This is a genomic window from Kitasatospora sp. NPDC088264, assembly GCF_040685715.1.
GTDB lineage: Bacteria > Actinomycetota > Actinomycetes > Streptomycetales > Streptomycetaceae > Kitasatospora.
The window spans coordinates 41,063-60,228 of sequence record NZ_JBFBIR010000033.1 but is presented as its reverse complement, the minus strand read 5'-3'; the positions used below and the strand labels follow the sequence as shown (position 1 = coordinate 60,228).

The following is a 19,166-nucleotide window of genomic DNA, read 5'->3' as shown; positions in this document are numbered from 1 at the left end:
CCGCCGCGGCGGCGCCCCGCCCCGGGAGGTTCAGTCCAGGAGCTTCGCCAGGACGCGGTCGAGCGCCTGGATGTCCTCCGGGGGCAGGGCTAGCAGGTCGTCGGGCGGGGTGGTGAGGATCCTGACGGCGAGGGCGGCCTTCGCCTGGCCCTCCTCGGTCAGATGGACCAGCTTGGACCGGCGATCGGCGGGATTGGTGACGCGTTCGGCGAGGCCGCGCCGCACCAGGTCGTCGACGATGACGGTGGTGTAGGGCGGGTCGCTGCCCAGCCGCTCGGCCAGGTCCCGCAGGGTGATCGGGTCGGCGCCGAGGCGGCGCAGCGCCCTGACCCGGCTGAAGCTCATGCCGAGGGCTTCGGCGACGGTCTTGCGGCGGTCGTAGCGCTCCAGGACGAGCGCGTTCAGTCCCTGCCAGACCCTGGTCGCCGTCCTGGTGGCGGCCTCGTCCCCCTCGTGCTGCTCACCGGTGTGCGGGCGGTCCATCAGGTGTTCACCGTCTCCTTCGTCTCCCTCGTCCCCGGCGCCTCCTCGGCGGCGAGCCGCTCCGCCGTGCGCAGGGCCGTCTCCCGGGCCCAGCGGCCGGAAGTGAGCGTACCCGTGACCAGCACGGCGGCGCCGCAGCCGGCGATGATCCACCACGCCGTCCGCCCGGCGTCGGTGAAGGCCGCCGTGTGCGCGTACGCGCCGCCCGCCATCAGGGCGCCGACGACGGCCACGCCGAGGGACTGGCCGATCTGCCGGCTGGTGGAGGCCACCGCGGCCGCGACGCCGGCCTGCGAACGGGGCATGCCCGAAACGGCGGTGTTGGTGATGGGCGCGTTGACCAGACCGAAGCCGGTGCCGAAGAGCAGGTACGCGACGACCAGCACGGCCGTCGGAAGGTGGTCGGAGTAGGTGAGCGCCTGGAGCACGGCGCTCGCGCACAGGGCCGCCCCGGCGAGGAGCAGGGGGACGCGCGGCCCCCGGGAGGCGACCATGCGGCCGGACACCGGTGCGGTCAGCAGCGCCATCACCGCCATCGGCAGCATGAACAGTCCGGCGTGCAACGGGGTGAGCCCGCGCACGTTCTGCAGGTACAGGGAGCTGACGAACAGGAACCCGCCCAGGGAGGCGAAGGCGGCGACCGCGATCACGGTGGCGCCCGCGAACGGCGCGGAGCGGAAGAAGCGCAGCTCGATGAGCGGGTCGGTGCGCCTGGGCTCGTACCACAGCAGGCCCAGCAGCGCGCCCAGCGCCGCCGCCGCGCAGCCGACGACGAGCGGCGACGTCCAGCCGCGCTCCGGCGACTCGATGATCGCGTACGTGAGCGTGGTGAGCAGGACGATGACGAGCACCTGGCCGACCGGGTCCACCCGGCGGGGCCGCGGCGCCCGCGATTCCGGCACGTACCTGCGGGTCAGGAACAGCGCGGCCAGGCCGATCGGCACGTTGATCCAGAAGACGGCCCGCCAGCCGGCCGACTCGACCAGGGCGCCGCCGACGATCGGCCCGGCGGCCATGCTGATGCCCACGACGCCGCTCCACACGCCGATGGCGCGGGCGCGCTGCCGGGAGTCGGTGAAGGTGTTGCTGATGATCGACATGGCGACGGGGTTCAGCATCGATCCGCCGACCGCCTGGAGCATCCGTGCGACGACGAGCCAGCCGAGCCCGGGGGCCAGGCTGCACAGCAGCGAGGCCCCGGTGAAGACCACCAGCCCGATCTGGAAGACCCGGCGGCGGCCCACCCGGTCGGCGGTGGAGCCGGAGAGCATCAACAGGCTGGCCAGCACCAGCGTGTAGGCATCGACCGTCCATTGCAGCCCGGACACCGAGGTGTGCAGGTCGCGCTGGATGGCGGGCAGGGCGACGTTCAGGATCGTGTTGTCGAGGCTGACGATCAGCAGGCTCATGCAGCAGACGGCGAGCACGAGCCAGGGCCGTCGTTGGGCGGCGTCCGGCATGGTGGGGGCTCCACAAGTATTTGTATTGTTGAAATCATTGTGAGCATATAACTAAATCGCCGAACAGCCCAGCCCCGAACAGCCCCGGCCCGCGCAGCCCGGCCCCGCACAGCCCGGCCCAGCCCGCGAGCCGCCCCCACCCGCCCCGTCACGGGCGGGGGGCCGGCTCCGGCGGCCAGGCGCCGGCGGCCAGGACGCCGGTGGCCAGGACGCCGGTGGCGTAGGCGCGGGCGACCAGCGCGGTGCGGTTGGGCAGCTGCCAGCGGCGGGTGAGCCGGGCGAGGTGGTAGTTGACGCCGTCCGGGGTGAGGCCGATCTCCCGGCCGATCTGGGCGGTGGTGGCGCCGCGGGCGGCGGCGGCGAGGATCCGGGCCTCGATCGGGCTCACCTCGGGGCGGGGGGCGGCCGGCGGGGCGGCCGGCCCGGTACGGACGGGCAGCGAGAGCAGCAGGTTCGGGGTCTCCTCCGGGGTGTCGCCGACCAGGGCGACGGTCATCTCGCCGCTCCGCTCGGTGCCGTCGGCGGCCGACCAGGAGACCGGCGCCGGGTACTGCGAGCGCCGGTGCAGGCGGACGGCCTCGGCGAGCGCCGGGATGGTGGCACTGTCCCGGAGGGTGAAGAACTCCAGGATCTTCCGGTTGCGCAACTGCCCGGGCAGCAGGCCGAATTCGGCGGCCATCGCCCGGTTGACGATCATGATCCGGCCGCTGAACTCGCACACCGCCAGCGCCACCGGCACGTGGTCGAGCAAGCGCAGCGTCCGGTTGCGCCAGATGACGGCGAGGTCCTGCCAGCTCTCCGCGGTCGACTCGCAGTCGGTCAGTCTCATGCCCGGCCCCTCCCGTGTACGGCTCCCGCGTGCTGCAGACCTGACGGCCCGTTGACAAGTCTTCCGCGACCGCCGCTACTGCACAAACATGTAGTCCTCGGGCCCGGGTTCCCGCCCCGCTCGGGCGAGAGTGGAGGACGACGAGGTTTCTCCTGCCACGGAAGGCGACAACCCATGACCGAGACGATGACCCCGGCGGCAGCCGAGGCTGCGAATCCGGCCGGGGCCGGGCTCCCGCCCGAGACCCTGGTGCCCCGGCAGAGCGCCGCCGGGGTACCGCTGGTCGACATCTCGTCGGCGCCGCCGATCGCCGCCCCCGTGCTGCGCACCATGGAGCTGGCCCGGCGGCACGCCCCGGCCTTCGTCCAGCGCCTGCACGGGCGGGACACCCTGATCGTCACCGGCCTGGACCTGGTCGAGGAACTGGCCGACGAGGAGCGGTTCACCAAGTCGATCGGACCGGCCCTGGAGAACGTCCGCGCGTTCACCGGGGACGGCCTGTTCACGGCGTACAACGCGGAGCCGAACTGGGCCAGGGCGCACGACATCCTGATGCCCGCCTTCGCGCTCGGCTCGATGCGCACCTACCACCCGGTGATGCTGCGGGTGGCCCGCCGCCTGATCGAGTCCTGGGACGGCCGGTCGGCCGCCGGACTGGTCGTGGACGTGCCCGGCGACATGACCCGGATGACCCTGGACACCATCGGGCTGGCCGGTTTCGGCTTCGACTTCGGCTCCTTCGACCGGGAGGAGCCGCACCCCTTCGTCGAGGCGATGGTCCGCTCCCTGGACTGGGCGATGAACAAGCTCCTGCGCGACCCGGAACTCGACCACAGCGAGCGCGACGAGGCCGCCCAGGGCGACGCCCGGTACCTGGCCTCGGTGGTGGACGAGGTGATCGCCGCCCGCGCCGGCAGCCCCGAGCAGGGCCCGGCCGAGGACCTGCTGGGCCTGATGCTCGACGCCGTGCACCCCGCCGACGGCGGCAGACTGGACGCCGAGAACATCCGCAACCAGGTGATCACCTTCCTGATCGCCGGCCACGAGACCACCTCGGGCGCGCTCTCCTTCGCCCTGTACTACCTCGTCAAGCACCCCGGCGTGCTCCGCGAGGTCCAGCGCGAGGTGGACGCGCTCTGGGGCGACCAGGCCGACCCGGAGCCCTCGTACGAGGACATCGGCCGGCTCCGGTACACCCGGCAGGTGCTCAACGAGGCGCTACGGCTGTGGCCGACGGCCCCCGCGTTCAGCCGGGAGCCCCGCGCGGACACCCTGCTCGGCGGCCGGATCCCGGTCCGCGCCGGGGAGCCGGTCCTGGTGGCCACGATGATGCTGCACCGCGACCCCGTCTGGGGCGACAACCCCGAGCTGTTCGACCCCTCCCGCTTCGACCCCGAGCCGGAGGCGGCCCGCTCACCGCACGCCTTCAAGCCCTTCGGCACCGGCGAACGCGCCTGCATCGGACGGCAGTTCGCGCTGCACGAGGCGACCATGCTGCTCGGCATGCTGGTCCACCGCTACCGGCTGATCGACCACGCCGACTACCGGCTGACCATCAAGCAGACGCTCACCATCAAGCCCGACGACTTCACCCTCGCCCTCGCCCCGCGCACGCCCACGCCCCCGGCGGTGGTCGACGCGCCGGTCCGCGTCGCCGACCTGCCCGGGCGGGTCCGCCAGGGCACCGGCCTGCTGCTCCTGCACGGCTCCAACTACGGCGCCTGCCGCGAGTTCACCCGGCAGCTGGCCGACGTGGCGGCCGCACTCGGCTGCGACACCGCCGTCGCCCCGCTGGACGCCTACGCGGACGGGCTGCCCACCGACCGACCGGTGGTGATCACCGCCGCCTCGTACAACGGCCAGCCGACGGACGACGCGGCGGAGTTCGTCCGCCGGCTCCGGGCGGCGACCGAACAGGCCGAGGGCACCGCCGGGTTCGCGAAGGACGTCCGGTACGCGGTGCTCGGCATCGGCGACCGGACGTACGCCGCCACGTACCAGCGCGTGCCGACGCTGATCGACGAGGGCCTCGCCGCCCTGGGCGGCACCCGGCTGCTCGCCCGGGGCGCGGCCGACGCCTCCGGCGATCTGGCCGGGAAGGTGGCGGAGTTCACCACGGCGCTGAGCCGGGCCCTGCTGGAACGGTACGGCGACGCCGCTGCACCCGTCGTCGCCCCCGGCTCCGGCACCGCTCCCGCTCCCGCTCCCGCCGAGGCCGCCCCCCTGGAGACGTACACCGTGACGGAGCTGGCCGGCGGTCCGCTGGACGCCCTGGCCGCGAAGCGCCGCGTGATCGGGCTGACCGTCACGGCGGTCGGCAGCCTCACCGACCCCGCCTACCCCCGGGTCAAGCGCCTGGTCCGGCTGGCCCTGCCGGAGGGCGTCGACTACCGCACCGCGGACCACGTCTCGGTGCTGCCGGCCAACGACCCGGCCCTGGTCGAGCGCGCCGCCAAGGTGTTCGGCACCGACCCGGACACCCTGCTCGCCATCGTGGCGAACCGGCGCACCATCCTGGCCGTGGACCGGCCGCTGACGGTTCGCGAACTGCTCACCCACCACGTCGAGTTGCAGGACCGACCGAACGCCGCCCAGCGTGCGACGCTGGCCGACCTCAACCCCTGCCCGCCCGAGCGGGCCGCGCTGCGGGCGCTGCCCGAGGACGACCCCCGGACGCTGCTGGACCTGGTCGAGGACCACCCGGCCCTGCGGGAGGTCCTGACCTGGCCGGTGCTGCTGGAACTGCTGCCGCCGATCCGGCCCCGGATGTACTCCATCTCCACGTCGCCGACCAGCGCCCCGCGCCACGTGGACCTGATGGTCTCCGTGCTCGACGCCCCGGCCCGCTCCGGCCGGGGCTCCTTCCGGGGCGTCGGCTCCGGCTACCTCGACCGGGTGGCCGTCGGGGACACCGTACTGGCGCGCCTCCAGCCGTGCCGCGAGACGTTCCGGATCGGCCACCGCGCCCCGGTGATCATGATCGCGGCCGGCACCGGCCTGGCGCCGTTCCGCGGCGCGGTCGCCGACCGCCGCGCCCTGCTCGCCTCCGCCACCGGCGAGGCCACCGCCACTGACGAGGCCACCGCCGCCGAGGCCACCGACAGGGGCACCGAACTCGCCCCGGCCCTGCTCTACTTCGGCTGCGACGCGCCCGACGCCGACTACCTGCACCGCGACGAACTGCTCGCCGCCGAGCAGGCCGGCGCCGTCTCGATGCGCCCGGTCTTCAGCGAACAGCCCGTCGACGGCCGGCGCTTCGTCCAGGACCGCATCGCCGCCGAGGGCGCGGAGGTCTGGAACCTGCTCGCCGCCGGCGCCGAGGTCTACGTGTGCGGCGACGGCGCCCGGATGGCCCCGGGCGTCCGCGCCGCCTTCCGCGAGCTCTACCTGAGCCGGACCCCCGGCGCCGACGAGGGCCAGGCCCAGGCCTGGCTCCAGGGCCTGATCGACGAGCGCCGCTACGTCGAGGACGTCTACGCGGGCCGCTGAGCCCGCCCGACCGGGAGGCCGGCCGCACCCACCCGGGGCGCGGCCGGCCTCCCGTCGCACACATATCTCCCAACTCCCCTTCCATGCAAGCCTCGACACATTGTCGATCAAGGTGTTCTGATGTTCGCACCATACGTATGACTATCCGACCAACACCTGACGGTGGGTCGGAGAAGCGGAGGAACGGTGCGGCCTGCTCGTGGCGTGGCTGTCCTGCTGGCAACGGGGGTCGTCGTGGCCCTCGGCCTGGGCACGGGAGGCCCCGACTCGAAGGGCAGACCGGCCGCCGCCGACGCCGCTCCGGAGAGCACACCCGACCCGAGCGGCACACCCTCCGACAGCCCCAGCAGCCCCGGTGCCACCCCGACCCCCAGCGCCACGCCGACCTGGGACGGCCAGGTCAAGGTGCTCGGCGACGGCTCCACCTCCGACACCGGCCCGCAGCCCAAACAACCGCGGCCCGAGAAGCTGAAGCCCGGCGAGAAGCCGCCGCAGTTCGTGGTGTTCTCCTGGGACGGGGCACTGGAGGGCGACGACGAACAGTTCTCGCGCTTCCGCAAGCTGGGTACGGAGAACAACGCCCAGATGACGTTCTTCCTGAGCGGCATCTACACCCTGCCCAAGTCCAAACGCACGCTCTACCACCCGCCGCAGCACGACGCCGGCGCCGCCGCCATCGACTTCGCCACCGACGCCCACATCAAGGACACCCTGGAACAACTGCGCCTGGCCTGGCAGGACGGGAACGAGATCGGCACCCACTTCAACGGGCACTTCTGCGGCTCCAAGGGCGGCGGCGACTGGAGCACCGAGGAGTGGAAGAGCGAGCTCGACCAGGCGCTCTCCTTCGTCACCAACTGGAAGACCAACACCGGCTTCAAGAACCTCCCGCCGCTGCCCTTCGACTACACCAAGGAGGCGGTCGGCGGCCGCGCCCCCTGCCTGGAGGGCCAGAAGAACCTGCTCGCGGCCGAGAAGGCGGCCGGCTTCCGGTACGACGCCAGTTCACCGGGCGAGTTCCAGGTCTGGCCCGGCAAGAAGGACGGCATCTGGAACTTCCCGCTCCAACTGCTGCCCTACCCGGGCAAATCGACCCAGGTCCTCTCGATGGACTTCAACTTCCTCGCCAACCAGTCCGGGGACACCACCAAGGGTGATCCGAAGAAGTACGACGCGTGGGAGAAGGAGACCCGGAACGGCTACCTCAACGGCTTCGAACGGGTCTACAACGGCAGCCGGGCGCCGCTCTTCATCGGGAACCACTTCGAGAGCTGGAACGGCGGCATCTACATGCAGGCCATCGAGGACGTGATGAAGAGCGTCTGCACCCGGGAGGGCGTCCGCTGCGTGTCCTTCCGCCAGGTCGCCGACTGGCTGGACGCCCAGGACCCCAAGGTCCTCGACCAGTTGCGCGCGCTGGACCCCGGGCAGCCGGCCGACTGGTCCCGTCTGGTCAAGTGACCCGGCCCGGGCGGCCGCGGGGCCGTGACACCGCGCCCCGCGGCCGCCCGGCCCTACCGGCCTCCCGGACCACCGGCCGCCTTCATGTACGAGGTCCAGATCTGGGTGGGCAGCGCGGAGTCCGGGGTGTCCGGGGCGGCGCCGCCCAGCCCCTCCAGCGAGAGCAGCTTCATGTCCTTCAGGTCCGCCCGGAAGACCGTGACGGCCGTGGACATCCGCGCGTCGTAGCCGACGAACCACCCCGCCGTACGGTCCGGGGTCGTCCCCGGCTTCCCCGCCAGGTCCGGCCCGGCCTCCGCCGCCGCCTTGGCGCTCCCGGTGCGGACCGCGCTCTTCAGTGCCGCGTCCACCTCCCCCGCGACCTGCGGGGTCAGCGCCTGTACGGCGGTCGGCAGGCGCAGCGCGAGCGGCTCGCCGTTCCGGGTGATCCTCAGGACGGAGTACGGGTCCGTGTGGCTGCCTCCCGCGGCGAAGGCGGCGTAGGCGTCGGCGGTCCTGATCGCGCTCGGCGTGGAGTTCCCGACACCGAAGGCCGGCACCAACTCCCCCATGCTGCCCGGGAGCAGGCCCAGGTCGGCGGCGGTCTTCTGCACCCGGTCCAGGCCGACGTCCATGGCGAGCTGCATCATCGGCCCGTTGACGGACTGCTCCACCGCGCTCCTCAGGGTGACCGTCCCCCAGCTCCGCTTGCCGTCGTTGGCGGTCTTCGCTATCCGCCCGTTGCGCCCCCAGTACGGCCCCTCCGGGGTCATCACGTTCACGCCGTCGTCGCCGTCGTAGGTGGTGGTGGGCGTCACCGGGGTGCGGCTACCGCCCCGCTGGCGCTGGACGCCCTCGCTCAGGCCCGAGGCGTAGACCAGCGGGGTGAAGGCCGAACCGACCGGCACCGTGGAGGTGTTGGCGTTGTCGAAGCCCTGTTTCAGGTAGTCGGTTCCGCCGTAGAGCGCGACGATCCTCCCGTCCGGGGCCACCGAGGCGGCGCCGACCTTCAGTAACCGGTCGGCCTCGCGGCTGTCGGGGTCGATCCCCTTGGTGGCGTCCCGCACCGCGGCGGCCAGCGCGGTGACCTTCGGCTTCTCGAAGGTGGTGAAGATCTGGTGGCCGCCGAGGTCGAACTGGGCCTGCGTGATGTCGCTGTGGCCCTCCACGTAGGTCCTGGCCATGTCCACCAGGTACCCGACCTGGCCGCTCAGCCCCGCCGCCTTCGGCTGGGTCCTGGGCTCGGGGAACACCGTGTACCTGGCGCGCTCGGCGGCGGAGAGCTTGCCGACCTTCACCATCCGGTCCAGGATCCAGGACCACCGGTCCTCGGCCCGCCGGTGGTTGTTCGCACTGATCCCCGGATCGAACTGCCCGGCCCCCTTCAACAGGGCGGCGAGGAAGGCCCCTTCGCTCGGGTTGAGCTGCGAGACGTCCTTGCCGTAGTACGCCGCCGCGGCCCGTTCGATGCCGTAGCTGCCGCGCCCGAACCAACTGGTGTTCAGATAGCCGGCCAGGATGTCCGGTTTGCTCATCCGCCGGTCCAGTTTGATCGCGATGACGATCTCACTGAGCTTGCGCGAGACGTCCTGACGCTGGTTCAGGTAGCTGTTCTTGACGTACTGCTGGGTGATGGTCGAGCCGCCCTGGGTCTCACCGCCCGTGGCCATCTGGTAGACCGCGCGGCCGATGCCCGTGAAGGAGATCCCCGGGTCCGAGTAGAAGGTCTCGTTCTCGGCGGCCAGGACGGCCCACTGCACCGACTCCGGCACCCGGTCGAGCGGCACCTCCTGCCGGTTGGTCTCACCGATCCGCGCCATCTCGGTGCCGTCCGCCCAGAAGTACACGTTGTTCTGCTGGGTGGCGAAGGCGTTCAGGTCCTCCGGGACCTGGGTGGTGACGTAGAACCAGGTCAGCCACCCCGTCAGCACCGCCGCCCCGGCCCCCGCCACCAGGAGCAGCTGCCGCCAGGACGGGAGCCAGCGGCGGACTCCGCGCCGCCCTCTGCGCGGGTAGTCGATCCACCGCCGCCCTTCGGGCTCCTCCCCTCCGGGCTTCTCCTTCTCGGCCCCGCCACCTTGGTGAGCACGCACAGTCCGGTCTCCGATTCGCTCGTGGGCACAGACCCCCGAACTCAGACGCGATGAGGGTCGGACCACGGCACAACGGAATTGATGTGATCACGGTCATACCGCGCGGACCGGCGGGGCGGCGCAGACCCGCCCGGCCTGGGGTTTCACAGCGCCGGCCGAGGAGGTGGACCACGGGAAACGACGACGCCGGGGTGCCTTGTGGCACCCCGGCGGGTGGTCGAGGGCGAGGAAAGCGAACGGGCTATGTCAGGTGGAGTGAGAAGGAAGCCCGTTCATGGCCTCGCCGGGGCCAACGGTAGCAGTCAGGCGGGGATCAGGTCGCGCAGGTTTTCCGGGGTGATGACGACGGAGTCCGGGTGCAGGCCGTCCAGGCGCTCCAGGCCGATGTACGTGACCGGGCCGGCCGGGAGCGCCGCGCCGTCCCACAGCGTGGTGGCGGTGGCGCGCTCGTCCATCAGCCCGGTCAGGTGGCGGACCGTCAGGTGGTCGCGCTCGACGATGCCGCGCAGCAGCGTGGCGACCGACACCCGGTTCCCCTCGACCCGGTTGGAGTTCGGGTTGCCCTTCAGGTACAGGTGCAGCCACTTGGCGTGCCAGCGGCCGTCGTCCCCGCGCAGGAAGGCCAGTGGCAGGGCGACCCGGCCCGGGCCGCGCAGGTCCGACTTCATGCGGACGGTGCGCGGTTCGAAGGGGCGGCCCTGCTGTTCGGCATCGCGCAGCATGAAGCCGAAGAAGGACTCCTCGACCTCCTCGAAGCCCTCGCCGGAGAAGATGTTGACCTGCGGGACGATGGAGCTGCCGCGTACGGCGCCCAGGCGCAGGTTGATGAACTCGGAGCCGCCGTCGGTGGCGTCGGTGACGTCGCCCGAGTGCTCGCCCTCGAGCTGGGTGAGCGAGGTGTAGGAGAGCCAGCCGAGCGTCTCGTAGGAGTCGTCGAGCAGCAGGGCGGACAGGTCGAAGTCGGTGCTGTGGCTGGTCTGCTTCCAGTAGACGAAGAAGCGCAGCAGTTCGCCGTCGACCGGGGTGAGGGAGCCGCGGGGCAGCACGCCGAGTCCGGCGGCGGTGGCCCTGCCGCTGAGCGGGAGTGCGACGTCGAGCACGTCGGGGTCGATCAGCAGGTGCCCGGGGTCGGGGAGGCGGCGGCTCGTCTCGGCGTCCAGGGCGGCGAGCAGGCGGTCGCGTTCGGGTGCCGTCAGGGGCGGGCGGGTGTCGCCGGTGACCCAGGCGCGGCCGAGGCGGTTGACGAAGAGGCGGCGCCCGTCCGCTTCCCCGGTGCGGTTGTGGAGGTGTTCGCGGACCGACAGCAGGACCCGACCGGAGACCTGCGGGGCGGCCTGCTCGACGGCGGCCACGACGGTGTCGCGCTCCTCCGGGGTGCGGCCCGTGCGCAGCAGCCGGTCCAGGGACCGGAACAGCATGCCCGGGGCGGCGGCCAGCAGCCGTACCGCGCCGGTGACGTCGTCGGCGCCGAGGAGTTCCTCGACGCGGCTGGTGAGGGAGCGGGCCGCCAACTCGCCGCGGGCGACGGCGAACACCTCGGCGGCGTGCGGCCAGCGCGGGTACTCGTGCGGGTGGAGGCGCTCACCGAGGCGCTTGAACGCCTCGCGGTGCGCGGTGACGTCGGCGAGCTTGGCGGGGCTGGCGGCGACGACCGCGTCGAGGCCGGCCAGCAGGGCGCGGCGGGCCGGCCGTGGCAGCGCCCGGAACCGGGTCGGTTCCGCCAGGGTCACGTCGCCGTCGGACAGTGCGCAGGCCAGCCGGAGCACGTCGGTGACGGTGTCCAGGAGGAGGTCGGCACCGGCCCGGAGGCGGGCGAGGTTGACGACGGCGCGGTTCTCCCGGACCGGGATCGCCTCGGGCTGCGGACCGGCGACGCAGTGCCCGGCGAGCACGCCGAGGTCGCGCAGGCCCTCCTCGCCCAGCGGGGTGGTGCTGCCGGCCAGGGCCAGGTAGAGGGCCGTCACCTCCTCGTCCAGGGCGCCGCCCAGGTGCAGGACCGTCATGCGGTCGCCCGCGGCGGCGATCAGCTCGTCGTGGGCGGCGAGCAGTTCGGCGTAGCTGTGCTGGTACCTGCCGTAGGCCGGGAGGGTCAGCAGGTCGACCACGCCGGTGCGCAGTTGGGCGAGCACGCCGTCCCGTGACGCGTCGTCGGCGAGCGCCCCGGCGATGCAGTGCGTCCAGAACTCGAAGGTGTCCGGCACGTTGAGCGGGAAGTCGATGAAGTAGGCGTTGTGCCCGACGTGGTCGCCCACCAGCTCCCGGACGGTGCCCAGGGTGCGGGCGGCGGTGTCGACGACCGTCGCCCCGGGCAGCCCCGACAGGTGCTCCAGCAGGCCCGCCGAGAGCTTGAAACCCACGGACATCAGTGCGGCGTCGAACTGCCGCGCCGCGACGGCGCCTTGCCCCGCCGGACCGCCCGGCCAGGAGGAGGCGGGGAGGTGGTGGGTGTGCCGGACGACGATGGGTTCGAGACGGTGGACCATGCGGTCATGCTCGCAGAACGGCGCGGGGCGACGCATGCGGGTTTCCGGGCCCGCCACCGGTAGGTCCCGGGAAGTTGGCTAGACAGGAATTGGCTGAAAACTCATGCGGCGTTCGCTGGAGGACCTCGTACGGCCCGGCTGCGGCACCTATGTTCGAACCTTCTTGGCACCCCCCTTACCCCGAGAAGGAAGGACACCACGTGGCCTCCATCGACCGGCGCCGATTCCTCCAGCTGAGCGGCGCGTCCGCAGCCGCCGCAGGCCTCGGCGCGTTCCCGCCCGCGGTCAGCAAGGCCCTGGCACTGCCCGCGATCGGCCGGACCCGCTCGATCGAGGACGTCGAACACGTCGTCGTCCTGATGCAGGAGAACCGTTCCTTCGACCACTACTTCGGCACCCTGCGCGGCGTGCGCGGGTTCGACGACCCGCGCCCCACGCTGCTGCCCGACGGCCGGCCGAACTGGCACCAGCCCGCCGCCGCCGTGAGGACCGACCGCTACCACGACCGCGGTCTGCCCGCCTCCGAGCAGGAGGTTCTGCCCTGGTACATCGACCCCAGGAACACCACCGAGTACCAGGCCGGCACCGACCACGGCTGGAGCAGCGGCCACCTCGCCTGGAACGAGGGGCGCCACGACCAGTGGGTGAACCAGAAGCAGGACGTCATGACGATGGGCCACCTCAAGCGCCAGGACCTGGCGTACCACTTCGCCCTGGCCGACGCCTTCACCCTCTGCGACTCGTACTTCTGCTCCGTCCACGCCGACACCGCGCCCAACCGCATCTACCTGTGGACCGGCACCAGCGACCCGCGCAACGTGTACGGCCGCAAGCCCAACGGCCCCGGCCTGGAGGAGCGCAACAACACCAACGGCTACACCTGGACCACCTACCCCGAGCGCCTGGAGAAGGCCGGCGTCAGCTGGAAGCTGTACCAGGGCGGCTCCGGCGAGCCGGGCACCCCCACGGACAACTACACCGACAACTCGCTGATGTTCTTCGAGCGGTACCAGGTCGCCGAGGGCGCGTCGGGCCCCCTGGTGGACAAGGGCGCCACCGACCACACGCTGAAGGAGTTCCGCGCCGACGTCCAGCAGGGCCGGCTGCCGCAGGTCTCCTGGATCGTCCCGCCGTACAAGTACAGCGAGCACCCGTCCGCGACGCCCACCGACGGCGCGTACTACATCAACCTCGTGCTGGACGCGCTCACCTCCAACCCCGAGGTCTGGGGCAGGACGGTCTTCCTCATCAACTACGACGAGAACGACGGCCTGTTCGACCACGTCGTCCCGCCGATGCCGCCGGTCGTCAGCGGCCCGGGCGGCCAGGGCATCGTCTCCGCCGACCTGAGGGCGAGTCTGCGCGACGAACTGCTCGACCTCGGCAAGCACCCGGGCGAGATGAGCCCGCTGGTCCCCGGCGCCGACCCGGGCGGCCTCCAGCCGATCGGCCTCGGCCCGCGCGTGCCGATGCTGGTCATCTCCCCGTGGTCGCGCGGCGGCTGGGTCTGCTCGGAGACCTTCGACCACACCTCCGTCCTGCGGTTCCTGGAGGCCCGGTTCGGCATCGAGGAGCCCAACATCAGCGCCTGGCGCCGGTCGGTCTGCGGCGACCTCACCTCGGCGCTCGACTTCTCCGGCACCGACCCGCGGCCGGTCTCGATCCCGGTGCCCGCGCCGATCGCCTCGCAGGGCAAGCCGTACCAGGTGCCGCTGCCCCAGCGGATGCCCACCCAGGAGCCCGGCGTCCGGCCGGCCCGCGCCCTCCCGTACGACCTGGTGGTCAACGAGGAGGAGACGGACACCCCCGGGCGGTTCCAGCTGGATCTGGAGAACCGGGGCGAAGCGGGCACCTGGCTCTACGTCTACGACCGGACCGCGCCGAAGGCCGCTCCCCGCCGCTACACCATCTCGGGCGGCGACACCCTCGGCGACTTCTGGCCGCACTCCGCCTCCGGCGACTACCACCTCGCCGCCCACGGCCCGAACGGGTCGGTGTACGAGTTCGAGGGCAGTGCCCGGACCGAGCTGGTCGCGCTGTTCGACCCGCAGAAGTCCAAGGTGCGCGTCAAGGTCACCAACAACGGGCCGGTCACCCGGACGGTGACCGTCGCCAACGCCTACGCCAAGGGCTCGCAGCAGAGCCGCAGCCTCCGGCGCGGCGCCTCGGCCCAGTTCACCTTCGACATACGCCCCGACAGCCGCTGGTACGACATCACGGTCGCCGCCACCGACGGCCCGACCTTCCGCCGCCGCTGGGCCGGCCACCTGGAGAACGGCCGCCCCGGCACCAGCGACCCCGGCCCCCGCTGACCGACGGCGCGGCCCTGACCGTCGGCACGGCGCCCGACCGACGGCGCAACGCCTGAACCGGCCCGCCGCACCGGCGTTTCGTCCTACGCCGGTGCGGCGAGCCCCAGCGCCTGGCGGTACCAGGGGGCGGCGGCGGGCAGCCGGGCGAGGGGGCCGGGGCCGGGCGGGCAGGCGGCGAGGCGCCAGACGTCGTCCCCCCGGTACCAGTGGTCGCGGGCGATCAGGGAGAACTGCCGCTCGGAGACGCGGCCCGGCGTGGCGGCGAGCAGACGCCGGCATTCGTCCCACGAGGCGTCCGGGCCGTCCGCGCCGGGCAGCGCGGGCAACAGGCCGAGGCCGGCCAGGGCGGCGAGCAGGTCGCCGGACCGGACCGGGTCGGGGTGGCTCGCGTGCTGGACGCCGGGCGGGACGGCGTGGTCGTCCAGGGCGAGCGCGGTGATCAGCCGGGCCAGGTCGGCGCGGTCCACCACGGAGAGCCTGGCGTTCCCGCCCGCCCAGGGCACCGGCACCCGGCGGACCAGTTCGGCCAGCGCGGGCACCACCCAGCGGTCGCCCGTCCCGGTCACCAGGCCGGGCCGCAGCACGACGGCACCGGCCGCCAGCGCGACGCGTTCGCCGAGCAGCCTGGTCCGGCTGGCCTCGGAGACCGGGGCGGCCGGCACCTCGTCGACCCCGATGCCGGAGTGCGGCCCCTCGCCGTACACCGCGGTCGTCGACAGGTGGACGATCCGGCGTACCCCGGCCCCGGTAGCGGCGGCCGTCACCGCCTCGGTGCCGCGCACGTTCACCGCCGCGCACTCCTCGGCGCCGCCGGAGACCCGGGAGGCCAGGTGGAGCAGGACGTCGGCACCCTCGCAGAGCGCGGCCAGCGCCGCCCCGTCGGCGAGGTCTCCCGGCACCCAGGCGGCCGGGCCGCGCCCGGCCGGCACTTCGCGGGCCAGCGCGCGCACCCGTGCGCCGCGGGCGGTCAGGGCGGCCAGCACCGCGGAGCCTATGAAGCCGGTCGCCCCGGTCAGCGCGACCGTGGTGCGCTCCGGGTGCCGCCGTCCCGCCGCCATGCCGCACCCCTCGCCGTCCCGCCGTCCCGGCGTGTCCCGTGTCGCCGTCCCGGCGTGTCGCCGTCGACCGGCCGGTCAGTCTATCCAGCCGCCACCCGCCCGGCGGCCACCCGTACGGAGGGGGCGGGGCACGGCCCGAGGTAAGGCCCACCTAGGCTGTAGGCCAAGCAAAACGGGCGAACCGGACCCCCTCCAGGGGCCACGAGGACGGAAAGCAGGGCCCCCCGATGGGCGACGGAATGTCAGGCATGCACCACCACGGCGGGATGACCCAGCTAGGCCCGTTCACCTTGTCCAACGTCTGGACCTGGTCCCCCGACTGGGTGTTCCTGCTGGGAGGCCTGGCCGCCCTGGCGCTGTACGCGGCGGGCGTGGTCCGGCTCCACCGGCGCGGCGACCGCTGGCCGATCGGCCGGATGGTCGGCTGGGCGGCCGGTGTCGGCAGCTTGATCCTGGTCACCTGCACCGGGCTGAACGACTACGGCATGGTGCTGTTCAGCGCGCACATGATCCAGCACATGGTGCTGTCCATGCTGACGCCGATCCTGCTGCTGCTGGGCGCCCCGATCACGCTGGCGCTGCGCGCGCTGCGGCCGACCGGCAAGGGCCGCCCGCGCGGGCCGCGCGAGCTGCTGGTGGCGCTGCTGCACAGCCGGTACGTCCGGGTGATCTCGCACCCGGCCTTCACCATCCCGATGTTCATCGCGAGCCTGTACGGGGTCTACTTCACCCCGTTGTTCGACTTCCTGATGCAGTACCGCGCCGGGCACATCTTCATGATGGTGCACTTCCTCCTCACCGGTCTGGCCTTCTTCTGGCCGATCATGGGCGTGGACCCGGGCCCGCACCGCCCCGGCCATGTGATGCGGATCATCGAGCTGTTCATGGGCATGCCGTTCCACGCCTTCTTCGGCGTGGCCGTGATGATGGCCAGCCACCCGCTGGTCACCACCTTCACCGTGGAGGGCGCGCCACCGGGCACCAACCTCCTGGAGGACCAGAAGCTGGCCGGCGGCATCACCTGGGCGTTCGGCGAGATCCCGACCGCGATCGTGCTGATCGCGCTGGTGTACCAGTGGATGCGTTCCGAACAGCGGCAGGCCCGCCGCTCCGACCGCGCCGAGGAGCGCAGCGGCGACGCCGAGCTGGAGGCGTACAACGCCTATCTGGCCTCACTGCACAAGCGCGGCCCGCGCCCGGCGGCCCCGGCCGCCCCCGCCGCCGCTGTCACCCCCGTCACCCCGGCGGCCGACGCCGGCTGAGCCCACTGCCGCCTGTACCACGGAACCCCCTGTGGAACGGGGGTTCCGCCGTATACGTTCGGACGGTATGCACGCTCTGCTGATCGTCGCCGTCCTGCTCGGCGGGTACGTCCTGCTCTGGCTGCTCGGCTTCCTCGGCTGCGCGCTGCGACAGGGGCGCCGCCCCGCCCCCGTCGGGGCGGACTACCTGGTCGTCCTCGGCGCCGCCCTGGACGGCTGCGAGCCCGCCCCGCCGCTGGCGGCCCGGCTGGACGCCGCGCTGGAACGTTTCGCCGCCGAGGAGGCCGCCGGGCACACGCCGCTGCTCCTGGTCACCGGCGGGAAGGGCCCGCACGAGGAGTGCACCGAGGCCGCCGCGATGGCCCGCTACCTGACCGCCCGGGGCGCCCCGGCCGACCGGATCCGGCGCGAGGAACGGGCCGTGAACACCGTCGAGAACCTGCGTTTCAGCGCGGCGCTGATGGCCGCCGAACGGCCCGGCTACCGGTGCACGGTCGTCACCAGCGGCTTCCACACCGCCCGCACCGCGCTCGCCGCCCGCCGGGCCGGCGCCCCCGGCCGGGTGGTCGCCGCGGACGGACTGCTCGCCCACGGCCCGTACGCACTGCTGCGGGAGGCGGTCGGCACGGCACTCGCCTACCCGCGCGCCAACGCCGCCGCCCTCCTGCTCCTCGCGGGCACCGGGGTCCTCCTCGGCTAGGCGGACCTATGCCCCGGGCCCGGCGGCTGCTACTGGAGCCTCCACTGCTGGTTCCAGCCGCTGTTGCAGGTCCAGACGCCCAGGGCCTTGGCGTCCTCGTCGTAGGTCAGGCAGTCCTGGTCGGTGATCCGGATCTGGTACTGGCCGTCGCCCTGCGCGACGAGCTGCCACTTCTGCTCGTCGGCGCCGGTCCACGGCTTGGCGTCGGCGACGTAGCCCTTGGTGTTCTCGGTCAGCACGAGGCCGGACACGGCGCTGGTGATCTTGTAGCGGCCGTTGCCCAGTGCGGTGAACTGCCAGCCGGTGTTCTTGGGGCCGCTGGTGCCGGCGAGGATCGAGGGGCCGGAGGCAGCCCCGGTGGCCACCGGGCCCCGGCCGGTCTTCACCTTGGGGTACAGCAGCCCGGTCACGGCGTCACCGCCGCCACCGCCGCCCTGGTGCGCGGGCACGCCGGGAGTGGCGGTGCCGCCGGTGCTGACGCCCGGCACCGTACCGGGATTGGCCGGGACACCCGGGGTGGCGGTACCACCGGTGCCGACGCCAGGCACCGTACCGGGCTTGGCCGGGACACCCGGGGTGGCGGTACCACCCGTGCCGACGCCCGGCACCGTGCCGGGGATGCCGGGGGTGACGGGGACGCCCGGGGTGCCGGGGGTCCCCGCGATGTCGGCCGGGATCTCGCGGGCCGGGAAGTGGATGATCCGCTTGCTGTCGTAGCACCGGATCAGCACGCAGGACCGGGAGGTGGTCACGGTCCGGTCCGAGTCGCTGCCGACGAAGGCCCAGTTCCCGTAGCCGCCGTCGCCCTTGTTGGTGAAGGTCGACTCGCCCGCGAAGACCCAGATCCGGAAGTCGTCGTAGCCGGTCGGGCCGCCCTCGCTGTCGTGGTGCTCCAGCTTGACGGTCTGGTCGATCAGCACCCCGCGCATGTCCGCCTCGTAGACGTTGCGGAACCAGAGGGTGTCGTACAGGTCGGTGCCGTCGTACTTGAACACCATCACGTTGAACCCCGGTGCGGCGGCGCTCAGTTGGCCGGCCATCCCCTGGGTGAACGCCGCGTTGTCGGCCTGCGCGGTGAGGGCCGCGCTGCGGAAGCCCCCGATCATGGCGCCGATGGAGCTGATCAGCGCGCTGTAGCAGTTGCCGTTGCCGATGTTGGCGGGCCCGCCGACGCCCGGCTCGATGCCCGGGCAGTCGGTCGCCGCCGAGGCCTGCTGCGGCACGGCCATCAGGCCGGTCGAGGCCAGGGCCGCCAACAGGGTGCCGGCGACGGCCCGTTGGGTGGCCCTGGTCGTCCGGCGGGAGGAAGCGCGCATGCTGAAGTGCCCCGATCATTCGGCGAGGTGGCGTCCGTCTGCGGATCCGCAGCGGAGAGCGGTCCTCCGGATGCTAGGGCCGCTCACCGGCACCACCCGCGATCTTGACGGCACCCTGACGAACCGTTGATGATCTTCCTCCGCGCTGGCCCCGCAGCGGCCGCGGAGGCCGCCCGGAAAGCCCGGAGGCTCCCGGGTCCGGTACCGGACCCGGGAGCCTCCCGGTGCTTCGACTCCCCTG

Annotated in this window: 12 protein-coding genes; 5 read left to right on the top strand and 7 right to left on the bottom strand. The window is 72.9% G+C overall.

Annotated elements, in window-relative coordinates:
- Nucleotides 1-30 precede the first annotated feature (30 nt).
- From AB0O82_RS24120 to AB0O82_RS24110, 3 genes are all read right to left on the bottom strand, one after another.
- A complete protein-coding gene (locus AB0O82_RS24120; protein ID WP_363586013.1) occupies nt 31-483 on the bottom strand; it encodes a MarR family transcriptional regulator in 453 nt (150 codons plus the stop codon).
- Entirely contained in the window at nt 483-1,943 is a 1,461-nt protein-coding gene (locus AB0O82_RS24115; RefSeq protein ID WP_363586012.1) for an MFS transporter, read from the bottom strand. Before AB0O82_RS24115 ends, AB0O82_RS24120 begins: the two co-directional genes overlap by 1 nt.
- Before the next feature lie 148 nt (nt 1,944-2,091).
- Nucleotides 2,092-2,772 (bottom strand): LuxR C-terminal-related transcriptional regulator, encoded by a 681-nt coding sequence (locus tag AB0O82_RS24110; protein WP_363586011.1) that lies wholly within the window; start codon nt 2,770-2,772, stop codon nt 2,092-2,094.
- 174 nt (nt 2,773-2,946) lie between these two features.
- On the opposite strand from AB0O82_RS24110, the gene AB0O82_RS24105 reads away from it, so the two are divergent.
- Nucleotides 2,947-6,261, top strand: coding sequence for a cytochrome P450 (locus tag AB0O82_RS24105; protein ID WP_363586010.1), 3,315 nt, complete (start codon nt 2,947-2,949; stop codon nt 6,259-6,261).
- A 204-nt stretch (nt 6,262-6,465) separates the two neighbouring features.
- Entirely contained in the window at nt 6,466-7,722 is a 1,257-nt protein-coding gene (locus AB0O82_RS24100) for a hypothetical protein (RefSeq protein ID WP_363586009.1), read from the top strand.
- A gap of 53 nt (nt 7,723-7,775) precedes the next feature.
- Here AB0O82_RS24100 and AB0O82_RS24095 read toward each other — a convergent pair whose 3' ends face one another.
- On the bottom strand, nt 7,776-9,794 hold the full coding sequence (locus AB0O82_RS24095) for a transglycosylase domain-containing protein (RefSeq protein ID WP_363586008.1): 2,019 nt from the start codon (nt 9,792-9,794) through the stop codon (nt 7,776-7,778).
- A 302-nt stretch (nt 9,795-10,096) separates the two neighbouring features.
- A complete protein-coding gene (locus AB0O82_RS24090; protein ID WP_363586007.1) occupies nt 10,097-12,277 on the bottom strand; it encodes a hypothetical protein in 2,181 nt (726 codons plus the stop codon).
- Between the two features lie 200 nt (nt 12,278-12,477).
- On the opposite strand from AB0O82_RS24090, the gene AB0O82_RS24085 reads away from it, so the two are divergent.
- The gene (locus tag AB0O82_RS24085) at nt 12,478-14,589 is read left to right on the top strand and encodes a phosphocholine-specific phospholipase C (protein ID WP_363586006.1); all 2,112 of its coding nucleotides are present in this window, start codon (nt 12,478-12,480) and stop codon (nt 14,587-14,589) included.
- Nucleotides 14,590-14,672: 83 nt separating this feature from the next.
- Here AB0O82_RS24085 and AB0O82_RS24080 read toward each other — a convergent pair whose 3' ends face one another.
- Nucleotides 14,673-15,647 carry an NAD(P)-dependent oxidoreductase gene (locus AB0O82_RS24080; RefSeq protein ID WP_363586005.1) on the bottom strand — a complete coding sequence of 325 codons (975 nt, stop codon included), beginning with the start codon at nt 15,645-15,647 and terminating at the stop codon, nt 14,673-14,675.
- A 248-nt stretch (nt 15,648-15,895) separates the two neighbouring features.
- Between AB0O82_RS24080 and AB0O82_RS24075 the strand changes: the two genes are divergently transcribed.
- On the top strand, nt 15,896-16,909 hold the full coding sequence (locus AB0O82_RS24075) for a cytochrome c oxidase assembly protein (protein WP_363586004.1): 1,014 nt from the start codon (nt 15,896-15,898) through the stop codon (nt 16,907-16,909).
- A 67-nt stretch (nt 16,910-16,976) separates the two neighbouring features.
- Nucleotides 16,977-17,609: a YdcF family protein gene (locus AB0O82_RS24070; RefSeq protein WP_363586003.1), complete on the top strand. Its 633-nt coding sequence runs from the start codon at nt 16,977-16,979 to the stop codon at nt 17,607-17,609.
- Between the two features lie 29 nt (nt 17,610-17,638).
- On the opposite strand, the gene AB0O82_RS24065 is transcribed toward AB0O82_RS24070, so the two are convergent.
- Nucleotides 17,639-18,925: an RICIN domain-containing protein gene (locus AB0O82_RS24065; RefSeq protein ID WP_363586002.1), complete on the bottom strand. Its 1,287-nt coding sequence runs from the start codon at nt 18,923-18,925 to the stop codon at nt 17,639-17,641.
- Between the last annotated feature and the right edge of the window lie 241 nt (nt 18,926-19,166).